Annotated in this window: 11 protein-coding genes; 6 read left to right on the top strand and 5 right to left on the bottom strand. The window is 68.8% G+C overall.

The features are described from left to right. Positions 1-105 precede the first annotated feature (105 nt). Positions 106-1,017, bottom strand: a complete 912-nt coding sequence (blaL2, locus tag ACO6VK_RS00920; protein WP_422505026.1) for a L2 family extended-spectrum class A beta-lactamase — start codon at positions 1,015-1,017, stop codon at positions 106-108. 196 nt (positions 1,018-1,213) lie between these two features. On the opposite strand from blaL2, the gene ACO6VK_RS00915 reads away from it, so the two are divergent. Beyond that, the gene (locus ACO6VK_RS00915) at positions 1,214-2,089 is read left to right on the top strand and encodes a LysR family transcriptional regulator (protein WP_422505025.1); all 876 of its coding nucleotides are present in this window, start codon (positions 1,214-1,216) and stop codon (positions 2,087-2,089) included. A gap of 46 nt (positions 2,090-2,135) precedes the next feature. Here ACO6VK_RS00915 and ACO6VK_RS00910 read toward each other — a convergent pair whose 3' ends face one another. Beyond that, positions 2,136-3,992, bottom strand: a complete 1,857-nt coding sequence (locus ACO6VK_RS00910; protein ID WP_422505024.1) for an ABC-F family ATP-binding cassette domain-containing protein — start codon at positions 3,990-3,992, stop codon at positions 2,136-2,138. Positions 3,993-4,336: 344 nt separating this feature from the next. Here ACO6VK_RS00910 and ACO6VK_RS00905 point away from each other — a divergent pair, with 344 nt between their 5' ends. Beyond that, positions 4,337-6,727: a TonB-dependent receptor plug domain-containing protein gene (locus ACO6VK_RS00905; RefSeq protein ID WP_422505023.1), complete on the top strand. Its 2,391-nt coding sequence runs from the start codon at positions 4,337-4,339 to the stop codon at positions 6,725-6,727. A 243-nt stretch (positions 6,728-6,970) separates the two neighbouring features. Then, a complete protein-coding gene (gene ybaL / locus ACO6VK_RS00900; RefSeq protein WP_422505022.1) occupies positions 6,971-8,671 on the top strand; it encodes a YbaL family putative K(+) efflux transporter in 1,701 nt (566 codons plus the stop codon). Positions 8,672-8,682: 11 nt separating this feature from the next. Here the strand turns inward: ybaL and ACO6VK_RS00895 are convergent, their stop codons facing one another. The 3 genes from ACO6VK_RS00895 to clpB form a co-directional block, all read right to left on the bottom strand. After that, positions 8,683-9,564 (bottom strand): AraC family transcriptional regulator, encoded by an 882-nt coding sequence (locus tag ACO6VK_RS00895; RefSeq protein WP_422505021.1) that lies wholly within the window; start codon positions 9,562-9,564, stop codon positions 8,683-8,685. A gap of 186 nt (positions 9,565-9,750) precedes the next feature. Beyond that, entirely contained in the window at positions 9,751-11,052 is a 1,302-nt protein-coding gene (locus ACO6VK_RS00890) for an O-acetylhomoserine aminocarboxypropyltransferase/cysteine synthase family protein (protein WP_422505020.1), read from the bottom strand. A 175-nt stretch (positions 11,053-11,227) separates the two neighbouring features. Next, a complete protein-coding gene (gene clpB / locus ACO6VK_RS00885) occupies positions 11,228-13,813 on the bottom strand; it encodes an ATP-dependent chaperone ClpB (protein WP_422505019.1) in 2,586 nt (861 codons plus the stop codon). Positions 13,814-13,997: 184 nt separating this feature from the next. On the opposite strand from clpB, the gene ACO6VK_RS00880 reads away from it, so the two are divergent. The 3 genes from ACO6VK_RS00880 to ACO6VK_RS00870 all read left to right on the top strand — a co-directional run bounded on the left by ACO6VK_RS00880 (position 13,998) and on the right by ACO6VK_RS00870 (position 18,298). Further along, complete coding sequence (locus ACO6VK_RS00880; RefSeq protein ID WP_422505018.1) at positions 13,998-14,492, top strand: sigma-70 family RNA polymerase sigma factor; 495 nt, start codon at positions 13,998-14,000, stop codon at positions 14,490-14,492. Continuing rightward, positions 14,482-15,453 (top strand): FecR domain-containing protein, encoded by a 972-nt coding sequence (locus ACO6VK_RS00875; RefSeq protein WP_422505017.1) that lies wholly within the window; start codon positions 14,482-14,484, stop codon positions 15,451-15,453. The genes ACO6VK_RS00880 and ACO6VK_RS00875 overlap by 11 nt, the downstream gene beginning before the upstream one ends. A gap of 82 nt (positions 15,454-15,535) precedes the next feature. Further along, complete coding sequence (locus ACO6VK_RS00870) at positions 15,536-18,298, top strand: secretin and TonB N-terminal domain-containing protein (RefSeq protein ID WP_422505016.1); 2,763 nt, start codon at positions 15,536-15,538, stop codon at positions 18,296-18,298. Positions 18,299-18,403: the final 105 nt, after the last annotated feature.

The following is an 18,403-nucleotide window of genomic DNA, read 5'->3' as shown; positions in this document are numbered from 1 at the left end:
GTTTTCTCTGCGTGGTGTGGTTGTATGTGCGTGGTGGTTCGTTTACTTCGCCCCCCCCCCCCCCCCCCCCACTACCCTCAGCGTGCACCGACCAACGGTCGGTGCCTACCTGGCCTGCTGCAGGATGCCTTCGGCCAGCACGGCGACTTGGCGCAGCACGTCGTTGCGCCCGGCGTCGTCGACCGTGGCGCCCTGCAGATAGCTGGTGAGCACCCACGGGGTGCCACCGGCCAGCGGCCACAGCATCGCGATGTCGTTGGTGGTGTCCTTGCCGTTGCTGCCGGTCTTGTCGCCCACCCGCCACGCCTTGGACAGCCCCGCGCGCAGACGCTCGTCGCCGGTTTCGTTGTCGATCAGCCAGTCGGCCAGCTGCTGTTTCGAGGCGGGCTTGAGTACGTCACCGAGCAGGAAGCGCTGCAGGCTGGCGGCCATCGCCGCCGGGCTGGTGGTATCGCGCGGGTCGCCCGGCGCGAACCGGTTCATCTCCGGCTCGAAGCGGTCGTTGCGGGTCACCGCGTCGCCGTGATCGCGCAGGAAGCGCGTGACCGCAGGCGGGCCGCCCACCACGCCCAGCAGCAGGTTCGCGGCCGGATTGTCGCTGGTGATCATCGTGGCCCGGCACAGATCGCGCACGGTCAGGTCCTTGCCGATGTGCCGGCCGGTGACCGGCGCGTGGTTGATCAGATCCTCCGCGCGCATCGGCACGCGCCGATCCAGGTCGAGCCGGCCGGCATCGGCCTGGCGCAGGACCGCCGCGCAGAGGACGAACTTGAAGGTGCTGCACATCGGGAAGCGCTCATCCTGGCGGTGCCCGATGCGCTGGCCGGACGCGGTGTCCAGCAGAGTGACCCCGAGCCGGCCGCCACTGGCCGCTTCCAGCGCGGCGAAGTCCCGCGCGGCCGCCAGTGTCGGGGCCGGGGCCGCGGTACGCGGCGGCGTTTTTGCCAGGGCGGTGGCGGCCAGCGCGGAGGCGGCGGCCGCCCCGGTCCAGCGCAGGAACTGTCGTCGAGCGAGCATGCGGGTTCTCCTGGGTGAGGCGGAGAGTATTGAAGCCGTGGCGACGCGGCACCAGCGAGCATTTTCAGCGGGAGCCATTCGCTGTTCTTATGGCTCAGCGGGGGACGGGGGCGGATTTCATGGGTTGCCGGCCAGCGGCCGGTACTACCGGGGGTATCAGTGCGATGATCCATCGATCTTCCTCACGGCTCGCCCCATGCTTCGCCCCCAGTTGCCGCTCAACGCGCTGCGCGCCTTCGAGGCCGCCGCCCGCCACCAGAACTTCACCCGCGCGGCGCTCGAACTGTGTGTCAGCCAGGCCGCGCTGAGCCACCAGATCCGCGCACTGGAGAATCGGCTCGGGGTGTCGCTGTTCCATCGGCTGCCGCGCGGTGTGGCACTCACCGATGAAGGCGCGCGGCTGTACCCGGTGCTCAACGAGGCCTTCGATCGCATCGCGGTCAGCCTGGACCGTTTCGTGGGCGGGCACTTCCGCGAGGTGCTCAGCGTGGGCGTGGTCGGCACGTTCGCCACCGGCTGGCTGCTGCCGCGCCTGGCGGACTTCCATGCCCGGCACCCGCAGATCGACCTGCGCCTGCAGACCCACAACAACCGCATCGACCTGGCCGGCGAAGGGCTGGATCTGGCGATCCGCTTCGGCGAGGGCGACTGGCAGGGGCAGATCAGCGATGCGGTGCTCGATGCGCCGTTCGCGCCGCTGTGCGCGCCGGCCCTGGCCCGTCTGCTGCACCAGCCGCGCGACCTGGCCAACGTGGCGTTGCTGCGGTCCTACCGCAGCGACGAATGGCCGCGCTGGCTGCAGGCAGCCGGGGTGGCGGAGCTGGAAGCGCGTGGACCGGTGTTCGATTCCTCGCTGACCCTGGCAAGCGCGGCGGCGGCCGGCAGTGGCGTGGCCCTGCTGCCGCTGAAGATGTTCGAGCAGGACCTGGCGCAGGGGCGGCTGATCCAGCCGTTCGCGCCGGTGCTGGACCTGGGGCGCTACTGGCTGACGCGGCTGCGTTCACGCCCCGAGAGCGAGGCCGCGCGGCTGTTCCGCCAGTGGCTGCAGGCACAGGGGGAGGTGGCGGGCTGACAGCCAGGCGGGTGCCGACCGAGGGTCGGCACCTCGCTCCCGGCGATCAACCTTCCAGCAGCTCCATCCAGCTCTGCTCGGCCTTGGCCAGCAGGGCCGCCGTGGCTTCACGGTCGCGGCCGAGCACGGCCATGCGGGTCGCATCGGCGTAGTTGGACGGATCGGCCAGCTGGCGGTCCAGCTCGGCCAGCGTGCCCTCCAGTTCGCCCACTTTGGCTTCGGCGGCGGCCAGCTTGTGCGGATTGACCGGCTTGCGCGGCGGCAGCGGCGGCGTCGGCGGCACCGGCTCCGGTGCGGCGGCGGCCATCTTCTGCTTGGTGCCCTGGGCGGCCGGGCGCGACCGCAGCCACGCCGCGTAGGCGTCCAGATCGCCATCGAACGGTTCCACCACGCCATCGGCCACGCGCCAGAAGGTATCGCAGACCAGACCGATCAGGTGACGGTCGTGCGAGACCATCACGATGGCGCCCTCGAAGTCGGCCAGTGCTTCGGCCAGCGCTTCGCGCATTTCCAGGTCAAGGTGGTTGGTCGGTTCGTCGAGCAGCAGCACGTTCGGCTGCTGCCAGGCGATCAACGCCAGCGCCAGGCGCGCGCGCTCGCCACCGGAGAACCCATCCACCGGTTCAAAGGCACGGTCGCCGGCGAAGTTCCACTTGCCGAGGAAGTCGCGGAAGGCCTGGTTGGGCGCATCCGGGGCCAGATCGCGGAAATGCTCCATCGGCGACTGGCCTTCGTGCAGCGATTCCACCGTGTGCTGGGCGAAGTAGCCGATGCGCAGGTCCGGATGGGCCGCGCGCTCGCCGGTCAGCGGGGCGAGCTCGCCGACCAGGGTCTTGACCAGCGTGGTCTTGCCGGCGCCGTTGGGGCCGAGCAGACCGATGCGCTGGCCCGCTTCCAGGCCGAAACCGACCTCGTGCAGGATCACCGCGTCCGGGCCATAGCCGGCGTCGACATGGTTCAGGCGGATCAGCGAGAACGGCAGCTTGGCCGGCGGCGCGAACTCGATGCGGAACTCACGCTCGGCGCGCACCGCCTCGGTGCCGGCCAGCTTGGCCAGGCGCTTCATGCGGCTCTGCGCCTGCGCGGCCTTGCTGGCCTGCGCCTTGAAGCGGTCGATGAAGCTCTGCAGGTGGGCGCGCTCGGCCTGCTCCTTCTCGTGCGCGATCTGCTGCTGGCGCAGCTGTTCGGCGCGCTGGCGCTCGAAATCGGTGTAGCCACCCGGGTACAGCTTGGCGCCACCGCCGTGCAGGTGCAGGGTGTGGGTGGCGACGTTGTCGAGGAACTCGCGGTCGTGCGAGATCAGCAGCAGCGTGCCCGGGTACTTGAGCAGCCACTGTTCCAGCCAGAACACCGCGTCGAGGTCGAGGTGGTTGGTCGGTTCGTCGAGCAGCAGCAGGTCGCTGGGCATCATCAGCGCGCGGGCCAGGTTCAGGCGCACGCGCCAGCCACCGGAGAACGAGGACACCGCCCGGGAATGCGTCTCGGCCGGGAAGCCCAGGCCATGCAGCAGCTTGCCGGCGCGCGCTTCGGCGTCGTAGGCGCCGATTTCGGCCATCCTCTGGTGCGCGGTAGCCACCGCCTCCCAGTCTTCCCGCGCAGCGGCGTCGGCTTCGGCACGCAGCACCGCGGCCACCTCGGTGTCGCCTTCGAGCACGAACTGGAGCGCCGGATCGGGCAGCGAGGGGGTTTCCTGGGCCACCGATGCGATGCGGACCTTGCCGGGCAGGTCGACGTCGCCCTTGTCGGCTTCCAGCTCGCCCTTCACGGCGGCAAACAGGCTGGACTTGCCGGCGCCATTGCGGCCGACCACGCCAACGCGGTACCCCGCGTGCAGGGTCAGGTCGACGTTGGACAACAGCAGCCGCTCGCCACGGCGCAAGGCGAAGTTACGAAGGGAAATCATCTTGGGGGTCCATATAACGGAATGGAATGTGCTCGTGAGCACCTTTCCTGCGACGTAATTCTAGCGTTAACGAATACTTGACGCGCCCCGGGATGCGCGGCAGGGCTCGTCTCTCTCTCCCACGACCCTGCCCGCGCGTCCTTGGGACCCTTCCGTCGAAACCCTGACCTCACGTAAATGGTTGCTGCTGCAACGTTTTTCGTGAATGTGTCCGGGAATTGACAGGCGATGAATATCCCGTTAATTCCTTTGTTGCGCACCGCAACAACCGCCTTCGCAGACCCGCTCCCCGCAGTCGTGATGTCGCCACGGTGCCGCACCGTCCCTACCGGAGCCACATCCTGATGAACCGCAAGACCAGTACGCTCGCCGCCGCCGTAGCTGTCGCGCTCGGTGTCTCCAGTTTCGCCGCCTCCGCCCAGCAGGGCCCGCCCACCGCCGCGAACACCCTGGACACCATCATCGTCACCGGTACCCGGGTCGCCGACCGCACCGTGGCCGAATCGCAGTCCCCGATCGACATCATCACCCCCGAGGCGCTGCAGTCCACCGGCACCACCGAGCTGGCCACCGCGCTGTCGCGCGCCCTGCCCTCGCTGAACTTCCCGCGCCCGGCGCTGACCGACGGCACCAGCGGCATCCGCCCGGCGCAGCTGCGCGGCCTGTCGCCCGACCAGGTGCTGGTGCTGGTCAACGGCAAGCGCCGCCACACCTCGGCGCAGATCAACGTCAACGGCAGCATCGGCCGTGGCTCCTCGGCGGTGGACATCAACGCCATTCCGATCGCCGCGATCGAGCGGGTCGAAGTGCTGCGCGACGGCGCCTCGGCCCAGTACGGCTCGGATGCGATCGCCGGGGTGATCAACATCGTGCTCAAGGGATCCTCTGCCGGCGGCAGCCTGGCCCTGGATGCCGGCCAGTACTCGGCCGGCGACGGCAACAAGTACCAGCTCTCCGGCGATACCGGCGTGGGCTTCGCCGACGGCCGCGGCAGCGTGCACGTGGCCGGGCAGATCACCCAGCAGGACGAGAGCAACCGTGCCGGCCCCTACCAGGGCACCACGCCGAACACCGGCAACTTCCCCGACATCGGCCAGACCACCTTCGTGGTCGGCGACCCGCAGGTGGATGCCACCGCCGCCTCGGCCAATGCCAGCTTCCAGTTCACCGACCACGTCTCGGCCTACGCCACGGCGATGGCCAGCAACCGCGACATCACCTCGTTCGCGTTCTACCGCTCGCGCAACAACAGCAACCAGGGCCCGCTGCTGGCCCAGGTGTACCCGGACGGCTTCGTGCCGCAGATCAACCAGTACTCCAAGGACCGCTCGATCGTGGCCGGCGTCAAGGGCGGCACCGACAGCGGCTGGAACTGGGACGTCAGCTACAACCACGGCTACAACAAGATCGACTTCCACACCCGCAACAGCATCAACTACAGCCTCGGCGTGAACAGCCCGCGCTCGTTCTACGACGGCGCGCTGGAGTACACCCAGGACATCGTCAACGCCGATGTGACCAAGACCCTGGACTGGGGCCTGGCGTATCCGGTGACGCTGTCCTTCGGTGGCGAGTACCGCCGCGAGACGTGGGAGCAGTCGCCGGGCGAACTCAACTCCTACACCGGCAGCGGCGCGCAGGGCTTCGGCGGTTTCACCCCGATCAATGCCGTGGACGCCGACCGCAACAACTACGCGGTGTACGCGGGCCTGGAAGCGGACTTCACCGACAAGTTCTCCGCCGGCGTGACCGGCCGCTATGAGGACTACTCGGACTTCGGCGACAAGTTCTCCGGCAAGCTGTCCGCGCGCTATGCCTTCACCGACAAGGTCGCCCTGCGCGCCACCGCCTCCAGCGGCTTCCGCGCGCCGTCGCTGGCCCAGCAGAGCTACCAGGCGGTGACCAGCACGATCGTCAACGGTGTGTTCGTCGAACGCGGCACGTTCCCCACCACCAGCGCCGCCGCGCAGGCGCTGGGTGCCAGCCCGCTGAAGGCTGAGAGCTCCACCTCCTACAGCCTGGGTCTGGTACTGCAGCCGGTGGACCGCCTGTACCTGACCGTGGATGCGTACCAGATCGACATCGACGACCGCATCGTGCTGTCCACCAACATCACCACCAACGCCGCCACCAACGCGCTGCTCGGTGGGCTGGGGCTGCCGCAGGTCACCGCGTTCTCGTACTTCACCAACGGCGTGGACACCCGCACCCGCGGCGTGGACGCGGTGTCCAGCTACACCATTCCCTTCGCCGCCAGTTCGCTGGAGCTGACCGCCGCCTACAGCTACAACGAAACAGAGGTGAAGAAGTTCATCGCTTCGCCGGCCGTGTTCCAGAGCCTGGGCCTGACCCAGTCGCTGATCGGGCGCGATGAGATCGGCCGCATCGAAGACAGCTATCCGCGCGACAAGGCCATCCTCAGCGGCACCTGGCGTTCGGACCACTGGGACCTCAACCTGGCCGCCACCCGCTATGGCAGCTTCACCGTGCGCAACTCGGCCACCGCGCTGCGCGACCAGACCTACGGCGCATCGTGGGTGCTCGATGCGTCGGTGAGCTACAAGCCCAGCGCGAACTGGGCGCTGACGCTGGGCGCGGACAACCTGCTGGACGAGTACCCGGACCGCACCGTGGACCTGCAGAACTCCACCTGGGGCATGCTGCCGTACAGCAACTACTCGCCGTACGGCTTCAACGGCGCCTACGTCTACGGCCGCGTAACGTACAAGTGGTGATCCCCGGCATTGCCGGCCACTGGCCGGCACCACTGCAATGACTGCCGCTGCCCCGGTCCGCCGGGGCAGCGTCGTTGTGGACCCCCGACACCCCCATTCCGCGCATTCATCGCCGTCACCGGCCGTTGTCCCGGACAGCACACGCCCTGACCACGGGGACAGGCACGCGCCGCATGCGTCAGTATTTGCCGGATCTGGCCGCATCGGTGAAAATCGGGACATCCCCCCTTTCTGCGAGCCCCGATGCACCATGACACCGACCTGATCAACATCGTCGCCGTTGGCCTCGGGCTCGCCTTCATCTTCGGCGCGCTGGCCAACAAGCTGCGTTTGTCTCCGCTGGTCGGTTACCTGGTTGCTGGCATCTGCGTAGGACCGTTCACCCCCGGCTTCGTCGCCGACCAGGCGCTGGCCAACCAGCTCGCCGAGATCGGCGTGATGCTGCTGATGTTCGGCGTGGGCCTGCACTTCTCGCTCAAAGACCTGATGGCGGTCAAGGCGATCGCCATTCCCGGCGCCATCGGCCAGATCCTGGTGGCCACGCTGCTGGGCTGGGGGCTGGCGTCGTTGATGGGCTGGCCGGTGATCCACGGCGTGGTGTTCGGCTTCTCGCTGGCCACCGCCAGTACGGTGGTGCTGCTGCGTGCGATGGAAGAACGCCGCCTGCTGGAAACCCAGCGCGGCAAAATCGCGGTGGGCTGGCTGATCGTGGAAGACCTCGCGTGCGTGCTGGCACTGGTGATGATGCCGGTGATGGCCGGCGTGTTCGGGCCGGATGCCGCCAACGAAACCCACACGCTCGGCAGCGTGCTGGCCAGCATCGGCTGGACGTTCGTGCAGCTGGGTCTGTTCGTGGCGGTGATGCTGGTGGTCGGGCGCCGGGTGATTCCGTGGATTCTCGAACGCATCGCCGGCACCGGCTCGCGCGAGCTGTTCACGCTGTCGGTGCTGGCCATCGCGCTGGGCGTGGCGTTCGGCTCGGCGATGCTGTTCGGCGTTTCGTTCGCGCTCGGCGCGTTCTTCGCCGGCATGCTGCTCAATGAATCCGAACTCAGCCACAAGGCCGCCAACGACTCCCTGCCGCTGCGCGACGCCTTCGCGGTGCTGTTCTTCGTCTCGGTCGGCATGCTGTTCAACCCGGCCATCCTGATCGAGCATCCGTGGCAGGTGCTGGCCACCGCGGCGATCATCATGTTCGGCAAGTCCGCGGCAGCCTTCGTGATCGTGCGCGCGTTCGGCCACCCCACCGGCACCGCGTTGACCATCTCGGCCAGCCTGGCCCAGATCGGCGAGTTCGCCTTCATCATCGCCGGCCTCGGCGTCGCCCTGAAGATCCTGCCGCCCACCGGGCAGGCGCTGGTGCTGGCCGGCGCGCTGATCTCGATCATGCTCAACCCGCTGGTGTTCGGCCTGCTCGACCGCTGGCTGGTCAAACACCAGGAAGCGACCCCGACCGCCGTGGAAACCGAACTGCCGCCGGGCCCGTCGCTGGACCTGCACGACCATGCCATCGTGATCGGCTACGGGCGGGTTGGCAGCGCGCTGGCGCAGGTGCTGCGCGATCGTGGCGTGCCGGTGATGATCATCGACGACAACAAGGAACACGTGGCCGAGGCGCATGCCGCCGGGTTGCCCGGCATCCGCGGCAGCGCGGCCTCGGACCGGGTGCTTGCCGAGGCCCATCCCGAGCGCGCCAAGATCGCGGTGCTGGCCATTCCGCAGCCGCTGGAAGCGGGCGAAACGCTGGCCAAACTGCGGGCGCTCAACCCGAACCTGACCCTGCTGGCCCGCGCGCACAGCGATGCCGAGGTCAAGCATCTGCTCGACCACGGCGCCGACGGCACTGTGATGGCCGAACGCGAGCTGGCCTACTCGCTGGCCGAAATGGTGATGTCCACCCCGCCGTACCGCAGCCTGGGCAAGCACGGCATCCCGGTGGTGTAACGCCCGCAGGGCTAGCGCAGCGGCACGCAGATGTCCGCGCGCAGGATCGCCTCGGGCACGTCTTCCGGGTCGTCCAAGTAGTGGTAGTACAGGGGCGCGTCGCGCAACGCGCGCCCACTGCCGGGCAACCACTGGCGCAGCAGCGCGTCGGTGGCCGCCTCCAGCCCCGCATAGCTGCCCACATGGCGCAGCACGGCATGGTCGCCGCCGCCCAGCGTCAGCGCGCGCAGCGGCGCGGGCAGCGCATCCGGCGCGCGCCCGAAGCCCATGCCGCAGTCGAACAGGCAGGCGTGGGCAGGGACGTCGCGATGGTCGTTGAGCGCGATCCCCACCAGCTGCTGCAGCTGCGCGGCCAGCCCCTGCTCCGCCGCCCAGGCGTAGATCTCGCCGAAGGCCTGGTCCAGATCATCGAACGCGCCCTGCGTGCGCAGCACCACCACATCGAACGGTTCCAGCGTGGTCACCGCGACCTGCAGCGGCACGGCCTCCGCCGCGTGATCGCCGGCCGGCAGCAGCAGCGCCTCCTGCCAGCGCCCGCGCAGCGCGGCGTCATCGCGCAGCGCGCTCGGCGTGGCGTCCAGCGCCTGACGACAGGCCCGGGCCAGCGCCTGCGGGCTTTCAAAGCCGACCGCCAAGGCGACCGCGGTCACCCGGCTTTCGGCCTGGCCCAGCAGCTGCAGCGCACGCAGCAACCGTAGCCGGGCCACGGTGCGCCCGGGCGTTTCCCCGGTCAGCGCGCGGTACAGGCGGTGGAAATGGAACGGTGACTGGTGCGCGATCGCGGCCAGCGCGTCCAGATCGGGCAGTGGCTCCCCGGCGCGCAGGCACGCCTGCAGATGGGCAATGACGCGGTCGATACCGTGGCGCTGGCGTACCTGGGCGATGCGGCTCATGGCGGGCTCCATGTCGGGGTGGCGCTCAGCATGCGTCGTCCCCCACGCCGGCGCGTGGCCGATCTTGCGCAGTTGGGGAAGGACCGCCAGAGCGTAGCGCCCGCATGCGGTCGACACCAGCCACGCAGGCGCGGCCGGCAAAACCCCACGGCGGCCGGCCCGCACCGGCCGCCGTGGGTCCCACCTCTACGCGGTTGCCAACGCCTGGCGCAGGTCGGCCAGCAGGTCGTCGATGTGTTCGATGCCGATGGACAGGCGCACGGTGTCCTCGCTGACCCCGGCCTGGCGCAGTTCGGCCGCGTCCAGCTGGCGGTGCGTGGTCGACGCCGGATGCGTCGCCAGCGATTTGGCATCGCCCAGGTTCACCAGCCGGGTGAACAGCTGCAGGGCATCCAGGAATCGTGCACCGGCCTCACGGCCGCCGGGCAGGCCGAAAGTCAGCACCCCCGACCCGTGGCCGCGCAGGTACTTCTGCACCCGCGCGTGATCGGGATGGTCCGGCAGCGCGGCGTAGTTCACCCAGTCGACCTTCGGGTGGTCGCGCAGGAACTGCGCCACGGCCAATGTATTGGCGTTGATGCGGTCCATGCGCAGCGCCAGCGTCTCGATGCCCTGCAGGATCAGGAACGCGTTGAACGGCGAAATCGACGCACCGGTGTTGCGCAGCGGCACCACCCGGGCGCGACCGATGTAGGCGGCCGGGCCAAGCGCCTCGGTATAGACCACACCGTGGTAGCTCACATCCGGCTCGTTCAGGCGGCGGAAGCGCTGCGCGTGTTCGGCCCACGGGAACCGGCCCGAATCGACGATGGCGCCGCCCAGGCTGGTGCCGTGGCCGCCGAGATACTTGGTCAGCGAATGCACCACAATGTCCGCGCCGAAGTCGAACGAGCGCTGCAGGTAGGGGGTGGCCACCGTGTTGTCGACAATCAGCGGCACGCCGTGCGCGTGCGCCACCGCCGCGATCGCCTCGATGTCGGTGATGTTGCCGCGCGGGTTGCCGATGGACTCGACGAACACCGCCTTGGTGCGGTCGTCGATCAGCGCGCCGAACGAGGCCGGATCGTCCGGATCGGCGAAGCGGGTCTGGATGCCGTACTGCGGCAGCGTATGTGCGAACAGGTTGTAGGTGCCGCCATACAGCGTGCTGGACGAGACGATGTTGTCGCCGGCCTCGGCAATGGTCTGGATCGCATAGGTGATGGCCGCCTGGCCCGATGCCAGCGCCAGCGCACCCACGCCGCCTTCCAGCGCGGCGATGCGCTGCTCCAGCACGTCGGTGGTCGGGTTCATGATGCGGGTGTAGATGTTGCCCGGCACCTTGAGGTCGAACAGGTCGGCCCCGTGCTGGGTGTCGTCGAAGGCGTACGCCACGGTCTGGTAGATCGGTACCGCCACCGCACGGGTGGTCGGGTCGGGACGGTAGCCGCCATGCACGGCGATGGTTTCCGCTTTCCAGTGCGGGTCGGGACTGCCGTGTTCGCTCATCGCGCCTCCTCCGGTTGAATCCGGACGATACCCGAGCGCCGGCGACACCACGCGCACGCGCTCATGCCGATCGCGCATGCACTTAGGCGTTGCCGTGATATGCGGGCGACACCAGGCGTGCAAAAAAAAAGCCCGGTGGCAGACGCCACCGGGCCTGTGCGCCGACCGTGCCGGCTCAGCCCTTGGTGAAGGCCAGCTTGCCCTCGGCGGCGTCGACCCTGATCGTGTCGCCGCCCAGGAATTCGCCGGACAGGATCTTCTGTGCCAGCGGATTCTCCAGCTGCGCCTGGATCGCACGCTTCAACGGCCGCGCGCCATACACCGGATCGAAACCGACGTTGCCCAGCAGCTGGAACGCCGCGTCGCTGACCTCGATGCGCAGCCCGCGCTCGGCCAGGCGCTTCTCCAGGCCCAGCATCTGGATCTTGGCGATCTGCTTGATCTGCGCCTTGTCCAGCGGGTGGAACACCACGATGTCGTCGAGGCGGTTGATGAACTCCGGACGGAAGTGCGCCTGCACCACGCCCATCACCGCAGCCTTCATCTGCGTGTACGCCTCCGGGCTGTCGTCGCCGCTCATGTCCTGGATCTGGTGCGAGCCCAGGTTGGAGGTCATCACGATGACGGTGTTGCGGAAGTCCACGGTACGGCCCTGGCCATCGGTCAGGCGACCATCGTCGAGCACCTGCAGCAGGATGTTGAACACATCGGTATGCGCTTTCTCCACTTCATCGAGCAGGATCAGCGAGTACGGACGGCGACGCACCGCCTCGGTCAGGTAGCCGCCCTCCTCGTAGCCCACATAGCCCGGCGGCGCACCGATCAGGCGTGCCACGCTGTGCTTCTCCATGAACTCGCTCATGTCGATGCGGATCATCGCGTCGCTGCTGTCGAACAGGAACTCGGCCAGCGCCTTGCACAGCTCGGTCTTGCCCACGCCGGTCGGGCCCAGGAACAGGAACGAGCCGCTGGGGCGGTCCGGATCGGACAGGCCCGCGCGCGAACGGCGCACCGCATCGGAGACGACTTTGATCGCCTCTTCCTGGCCGACCACGCGCTCGTGCAGCACGTCTTCCATGCGCAGCAGCTTGTCGCGCTCGCCTTCCAGCATGCGGTTGACCGGGATGCCGGTCCAGCGCGAGACCACTTCGGCGATCTCCTCGGCGGTGACCCGGTCCTGCACCAGCTTGAACTCGGTGATCTCCGCTTCCTGCGCGGCCGCCAGCTGCTTCTCCAGCTGCGGCAGCTGCCCGTACTGGATCTCGCTCATGCGGCCGAAATCCTGGCGGCGCTGCGCCGATTCCAGCTCCAGCTTGGCCTGCTCGATCTGCTCCTTGATCTTCGTCGCGCCCTGCAATGCGGCCTTCTCCGACTTCCAGATCTCGTTGAGATCGGAGAACTCGCGCTCCAGCGTATCGATGTCGCTTTCAAGGTCGGCCAGACGCTGGCGCGAGGCCTCGTCCTTCTCCTTCTTCAGCATCTCGCGCTGGATCTTCAGCTGGATCAGCCGGCGCTCCAGACGATCCAGTTCCTCCGGCTTGGAGTCGATCTCCATGCGGATGCGCGAGGCGGCCTCGTCCATCAGGTCGATGGCCTTGTCGGGCAGCTGGCGGTCGGCGATATAGCGGTGCGACAGCGTCGCGGCCGCCACGATCGCCGGGTCGGTGATTTCCACACCGTGGTGCACCGCGTACTTTTCCTTCAGCCCGCGCAGGATCGCGATGGTGTCCTCGACACTGGGCTCGCCGACAAACACCTTCTGGAAGCGGCGCTCCAGCGCGGCGTCCTTCTCGATGTACTTGCGGTACTCGTCCAGGGTGGTCGCGCCCACGCAATGCAGTTCGCCGCGCGCCAGCGCCGGCTTGAGCATGTTGCCGGCGTCCATCGCGCCATCGGCCTTGCCGGCGCCGACCATCGTGTGCAGCTCATCGATGAACAGGATCACCTGCCCTTCGCTCTTGGCCAGGTCGTTGAGCACGCCCTTCAGGCGCTCCTCGAACTCGCCGCGGAACTTGGCGCCGGCGATCAGCGCGCCCATGTCCAGTGAGAGCACGCGCTTGCCACGCAGGCCCTCGGGCACTTCGTCGTTGATGATGCGCTGGGCCAGGCCTTCGACGATGGCGGTCTTGCCCACGCCGGGTTCGCCGATCAGCACCGGGTTGTTCTTGGTGCGGCGCTGCAGGACCTGGATGGTGCGCCGGATTTCCTCATCGCGGCCGATCACCGGGTCCAGCTTGCCGCTCTCGGCACGCGCGGTCAGGTCGATGGTGTACTTCTCCAGCGCCTGGCGCTGGTCCTCGGCGTTCTCCGACTGCACGCTCTCGCCGCCACGGATCTTGTCGATGGCCGCGTCGATGCGGGTCTTGTCGGCGCCGGCGGCGCGCAGCGCCATGCCCAGCGTGCCGCCATCATCGACGGCAGCCAGCACGAACCATTCGCTGGCAATGAACGCATCGCCATGCTGCTGGGCCAGCTTGTCGGTGTTGTTGAGCAGGCGGTTGAGATCGTTTCCGATCGACAGGTTGCCCTCCTGCCCGGACACCTTGGGCAGCGCATCCATCGCCTCGTTGAGGCGTTCGCGCAGCACCGGCACGTTGACGCCGGCCTGCGACAGCAGCGGGCGCGTGCTGCCGCCCTGCTGGTCGAGCAGCGCCGAGAACACGTGCACCGGTTCGATGATGTTGTGGTCGCGGCCCACGGCCAGCGACTGCGCGTCAGCCAGCGCCTGCTGGAAACGCGAGGTGAGCTTGTCCATCCGCATGGGGAGATCCTCTCTGGTGAAATGGCCAGCGTGGCTGGCAGATGTACTGGATATGCGGTTGTCGCGCAGTGATTCAAGACAATCCGGGGCTGGCAATACAGCCGCCATACTGCAATACTTGCGAATCGTTCTCATTCCCATTGGTTCACGGGCCCGGTCCGGGCCACGCCACCGGCGCCCTCCCATGCAGGCACAACGCGAGTTCCTTGGCGTCCTCTACCGGGACCACCGCTGCTGGCTGCAGGGCTGGCTGAGCGGTCGCGTGGGATGCCGCGAGACGGCCGCCGACCTGACCCAGGACACCTTCGCGCGGCTGCTGCAGGATCGCGACCTCGCCGCCCTGCGCGAGCCGCGTGCGTTCCTCACCACGGTGGCGCGCGGCCTGGCCGCCAACTGGTTCCGCCGCCAGTCACTGGAGCGCGCATGGCTGGAGCACCTGGCCGCGCTGCCCGAGGCGGTGGTGCCGTCACTGGAAGACCAGGCAGTGGTGCGCGAGGCGCTGCAGCAGATCGATGCGATGCTCGACGGATTGCCCGCCGCGGTGCGCCAGGTGTTTCTGCTGGCGCAGTTCGAGGGGCTGCGCTACGACGCGATCGCGGTGCGCACCGGCTTGTCGCTGAGCACAGTGAAGCGGCACATGAAGCGTGCCCTGGTCGGCTGCCTTGCGCATGCCGTCTGAGCCCGCCGGGGCCGATACGGCGATAGCCCCGGAGATCCTCGGCCAGGCGGCGGAGTGGCTGCTGCGCCTGCATGACGATGACAGTGCCGGCGTGCGCCGCGCCTGCGACCAATGGTGCGCGCAGCATCCCGAGCACGCCCGTGCGTGGCAGCGCGCGCAGCGCCTGCAGGCCCTGCTCGGGCAGGTGCCGGCGGCAGCGGCGCTGCCCGTGCTCGGGCGGCCGCACAGCGCGCGGCGGCGTACCGCGATGAAACACCTCGGTGCGTGGCTCGCGCTGGCGCCGGGCGCGTGGCTGGGCTGGCAGCTGCTGCACCCTGCCGCGGACAGCCCCACGCTGCGCACCGCCATCGGCGACCGCCGCAACACGCGCCTGCCCGATGGCAGCCGGGTCACGCTGGATACCGATACCCGGCTCTCCCTGCACTTCGATCCGCGCCAGCGCACGCTCGACCTCCATCAGGGACAGGTGCTGGTGGAGACCGCCGCAGACACCCACGTGCCGCCACGCCCGCTCGCCGTGCAGACGCCGCAGGGCCGGATCACCGCGCTGGGCACGCGCTTCAACGTGCGCGTGGAGGGCGGACGCACCGATGTGGCCCTGTTGGCCGGTGCATTGGTGATCCAGCCGGCCACCGGTGCGGCGTGGGCGATGGCCGCCGGTGAACAGGCGTGGTTCGATGCGCAGGGCCGCCATGCCGTCGACCGGCTCGACGAGACGGTTGCCAGCTGGACGACCGGCATGCTGGTCGCCGATGCGATGCCGCTGGGCGCGCTGCTGGCGCGCCTGGACCGCTACCGCCGCGGACGCCTGCGCTGCGATCCCGCGATCGCCAGACTCCTGGTGTCCGGCGCCTACCCGCTGGATGACACCGAACGCAGCCTGGCCATGCTGGAGGCGACCTACCCCGTGCAGGTGCGACGCGCGCCCGGCGGCTGGTGGGCGCTGGTCGAGCCGCGCTGATCGAGGGGCGTTGCAGGCCGATGACACTTTTCGCGCGCTCGCGGGGCAAGGACTCGAACCCCGCATTCCGACCGAATCCCCCATGACCCGATCCCCGCGTTTTCTCACCGCCAGCGCGCTGACCCTCGCCCTGCTCGCCACCCCGTTGTTCGCGGCCGCCGCCCCTGCCGAGCCGCAGGCACAGCCGGCCGCCGTCCCGCTCGGGCGGGCGCTGTCCAGCTTCGCCGGCCAGCACGGCGTGGCACTGTCCTTCGATCCCGCGCTCACCGCCGGGCGCAGCGCACCGGCCGTGGCCGAGGGGCTGTCGGTGGACGCCGGCTTCAATCAGCTGCTGGCCGGCAGCGGCCTGCGTGCGCGGCGCCGGGCCGATGGCAGCTATACCGTGGAACGCGCTTCGGGCAACGCTCCCATGCCGGCGTTGCGGGTGGAGGCCAATGCCGCCTCGACCTACCTGCCCTCGCAGCTTCCCTACGGCCAGGGCACGCGCCTGGACGAGAACGCCCTGCAGGCCCAGGTGAAAGGCAACGGCGACATCGCCACCGCGCTGCGCAGCAACCCCGCCGTGCAGTTCAGCGACCGCTCGCGCACCACGCGCAACATGGGCGAAATCCGCCCGGATGATTTCTCCATCAACGGTGCGCCGTACTACCAGAACCTGTTCCTGCTCGACGGCGCCAGCTTCAACAACGATCTTGACCCGGTGGCCACTGCGGTGGGCACGACCGAGAACACCAATCACAACTCCGATGTTCCCAGTGCCGCACAGGGCATCGCGGTCGATGTGGACCTGCTCGAATCACTGACGGTCTACGACGCCAACGTACCGGCGGCCTACGGTGGTTTCACCGGGGGCGTGGTCGATGCGCGCACCCGCGGCGCCAGCGATGCGTTCGCCGGCAAGGTGTGGATGCGGATGGCACGCTCGGCCTGGGACCAGATCATCACCAACCCGGCCCAGGACACCACCTACGAAGAATCGGCGACGCTGGTGTACCAGCCCGCCTACGACAAGTACCGCGTCGGCGCCCGGCTGGAAGGCCGCATGCAGAACGGGCTGGGCATCATCGGCACGGTGGTGCGCAGCCGCTCGGAGATTCCGCTGCGGGCCTACACCGCCGGCCGGTCCACCTCCGGCAACGACGTCAACCAGCGCACCCAGACCCGTGAGAACACCGCCGCCACGGTTGCCCTGGACTGGAGCAGCGACACCCTGGACCTGCGCCTGGGGCTGGGCTACGCGCCCACCGACGACCGCTACTTCATCGCCAACACCAAAAACTCCTGGTTCGACCTGAAGTCCGGCGGTCCCACGGCCAACCTGAGCGCGGTCTGGCGGCACGGTGCCTGGACACTGTCGCAGCGGCTGAGCTACAGCGACCTGGAGTCGTCGCGGCGCAGCGAGGAGACCACCATGCGCCATTGGCGTCCTTCCCAGGCGTTCGACTGGGGCGTGGCCGCAGTGAGCAGCGAGGGCAGCTGGGGCAGCGTGGACCAGCATGACCGAAAGCTCGCCTATGCCCTGTCGGTCGCGCACGACACCGTGGCCGTGGGCCGCACCCGGCACGACCTGCAGGGCGGGCTGAGCGTGCAGCGCCGCGACGCCAACTACAAACGCCTCAACGACCAGTATGTGTACCAGAGCGCGGTGGCCACACGCAGCTGCACGCTCAGCGACGGGCGCGTGGACAGCGTGAGCTGCTCGCTGTCGCCGCTGCTCGATGGCAGCGGCAACGGGCAGTACCTGAGCATGCTGCAGCTCTTCCACGCCGGCGAATTTTCGGTGAGTGGCGAGGAATACGCGGCCTGGCTGCAGGACGATATCCGCATCGGCAACTGGAGCGTGCGGCCGGGCCTGCGCCTGGACCGCGACAACGTGTTCAACCAGACCAACCTGTCGCCGCGCCTGGCGGTGAGCTGGGATGTGTTCGGTGATGAGGACACCCGCATCAACGCCGGCGTGAACCGCTATTACGGCCGCAGCTTCTTCGCCTACCTGCTGCGCGATGGGCGCGAGCGCCTGCGCGAGAGCAAGACCCGGCGCAGCGCCAGCACCGCCTGGGAGGATGTGGCGGGGACCTGGAACGTGGCCACCAACCGCCTGCGCGATCTCGATTCGCCCTATGCCGACGAATGGTCGCTGGGCCTGGACCAGCGCGTGGCCGGGCTGCGCATCAGCGCGAAATATGTCGACCGCCGCAGCCGGCGCGACGTGCTCCGCCGCCGGATCGGCGATCCGCTGGATGCCACGCTCTACAACCGCAACACGTTCGAATACACCAACGACGGCCGCAGCGATGCGGGCATCGCCACCCTCACCGTCGCCTCGCGGGAACCGTGGGCGTTTCTCGGCACGCGCAACAGCTGGCAGCTCGCCGCCGACCATACCGACGTCAAGCGCAACTACAACAGTTACGAAGACACGCTGGTGATGGATGAGCTGGTGCGCTACGAAGGCAAGCTGATGTACCGCCACCAGCTGCCGGCCACCGACTACCTGCGTCCGTGGAGCGCACGGCTGGGCACGCGCACCGAGCTGCCCGCGCTCGGGCTGACCTGGAACAACAGTTTCAGCTACCGCGCCGGCTACCAGGGCATTGCCACCGGACGCCCCGAGACCATCGACGGTGTGTCGGTGCCCAACCTGACGCGGCAGCAGTTCTCCGGCACCTGGACCTGGGATGCGTCGGTCGAGTATCGCCGTGCGCTGCTGCGCGACCAGGAGGCGTATGTGCGGGTGGAGGCGCAGAACGTGCTCAACCGCAGCAACCTGACCAGCGGCGTCGCCGGCACCGCCTACTACGAGCCCGGCCGCAGCTTCTGGCTGGAACTGGGCTACACGTTCTGACCCCGGCCCGGCACCTGCTGCTGGCGACGCTGGTCTGGGGGGGGGTGGTTGGTGGCAGACATGACGCACCACCGGAGACTCCGGGCACCAACGAAAAACGCCGCC

This window comes from Stenotrophomonas sp. GZD-301, from assembly GCF_049310345.1.
In the GTDB taxonomy this organism is placed as follows: Bacteria; Pseudomonadota; Gammaproteobacteria; order Xanthomonadales; family Xanthomonadaceae; genus Stenotrophomonas.
This window is presented reverse-complemented; position numbering and strand designations above follow the sequence as displayed.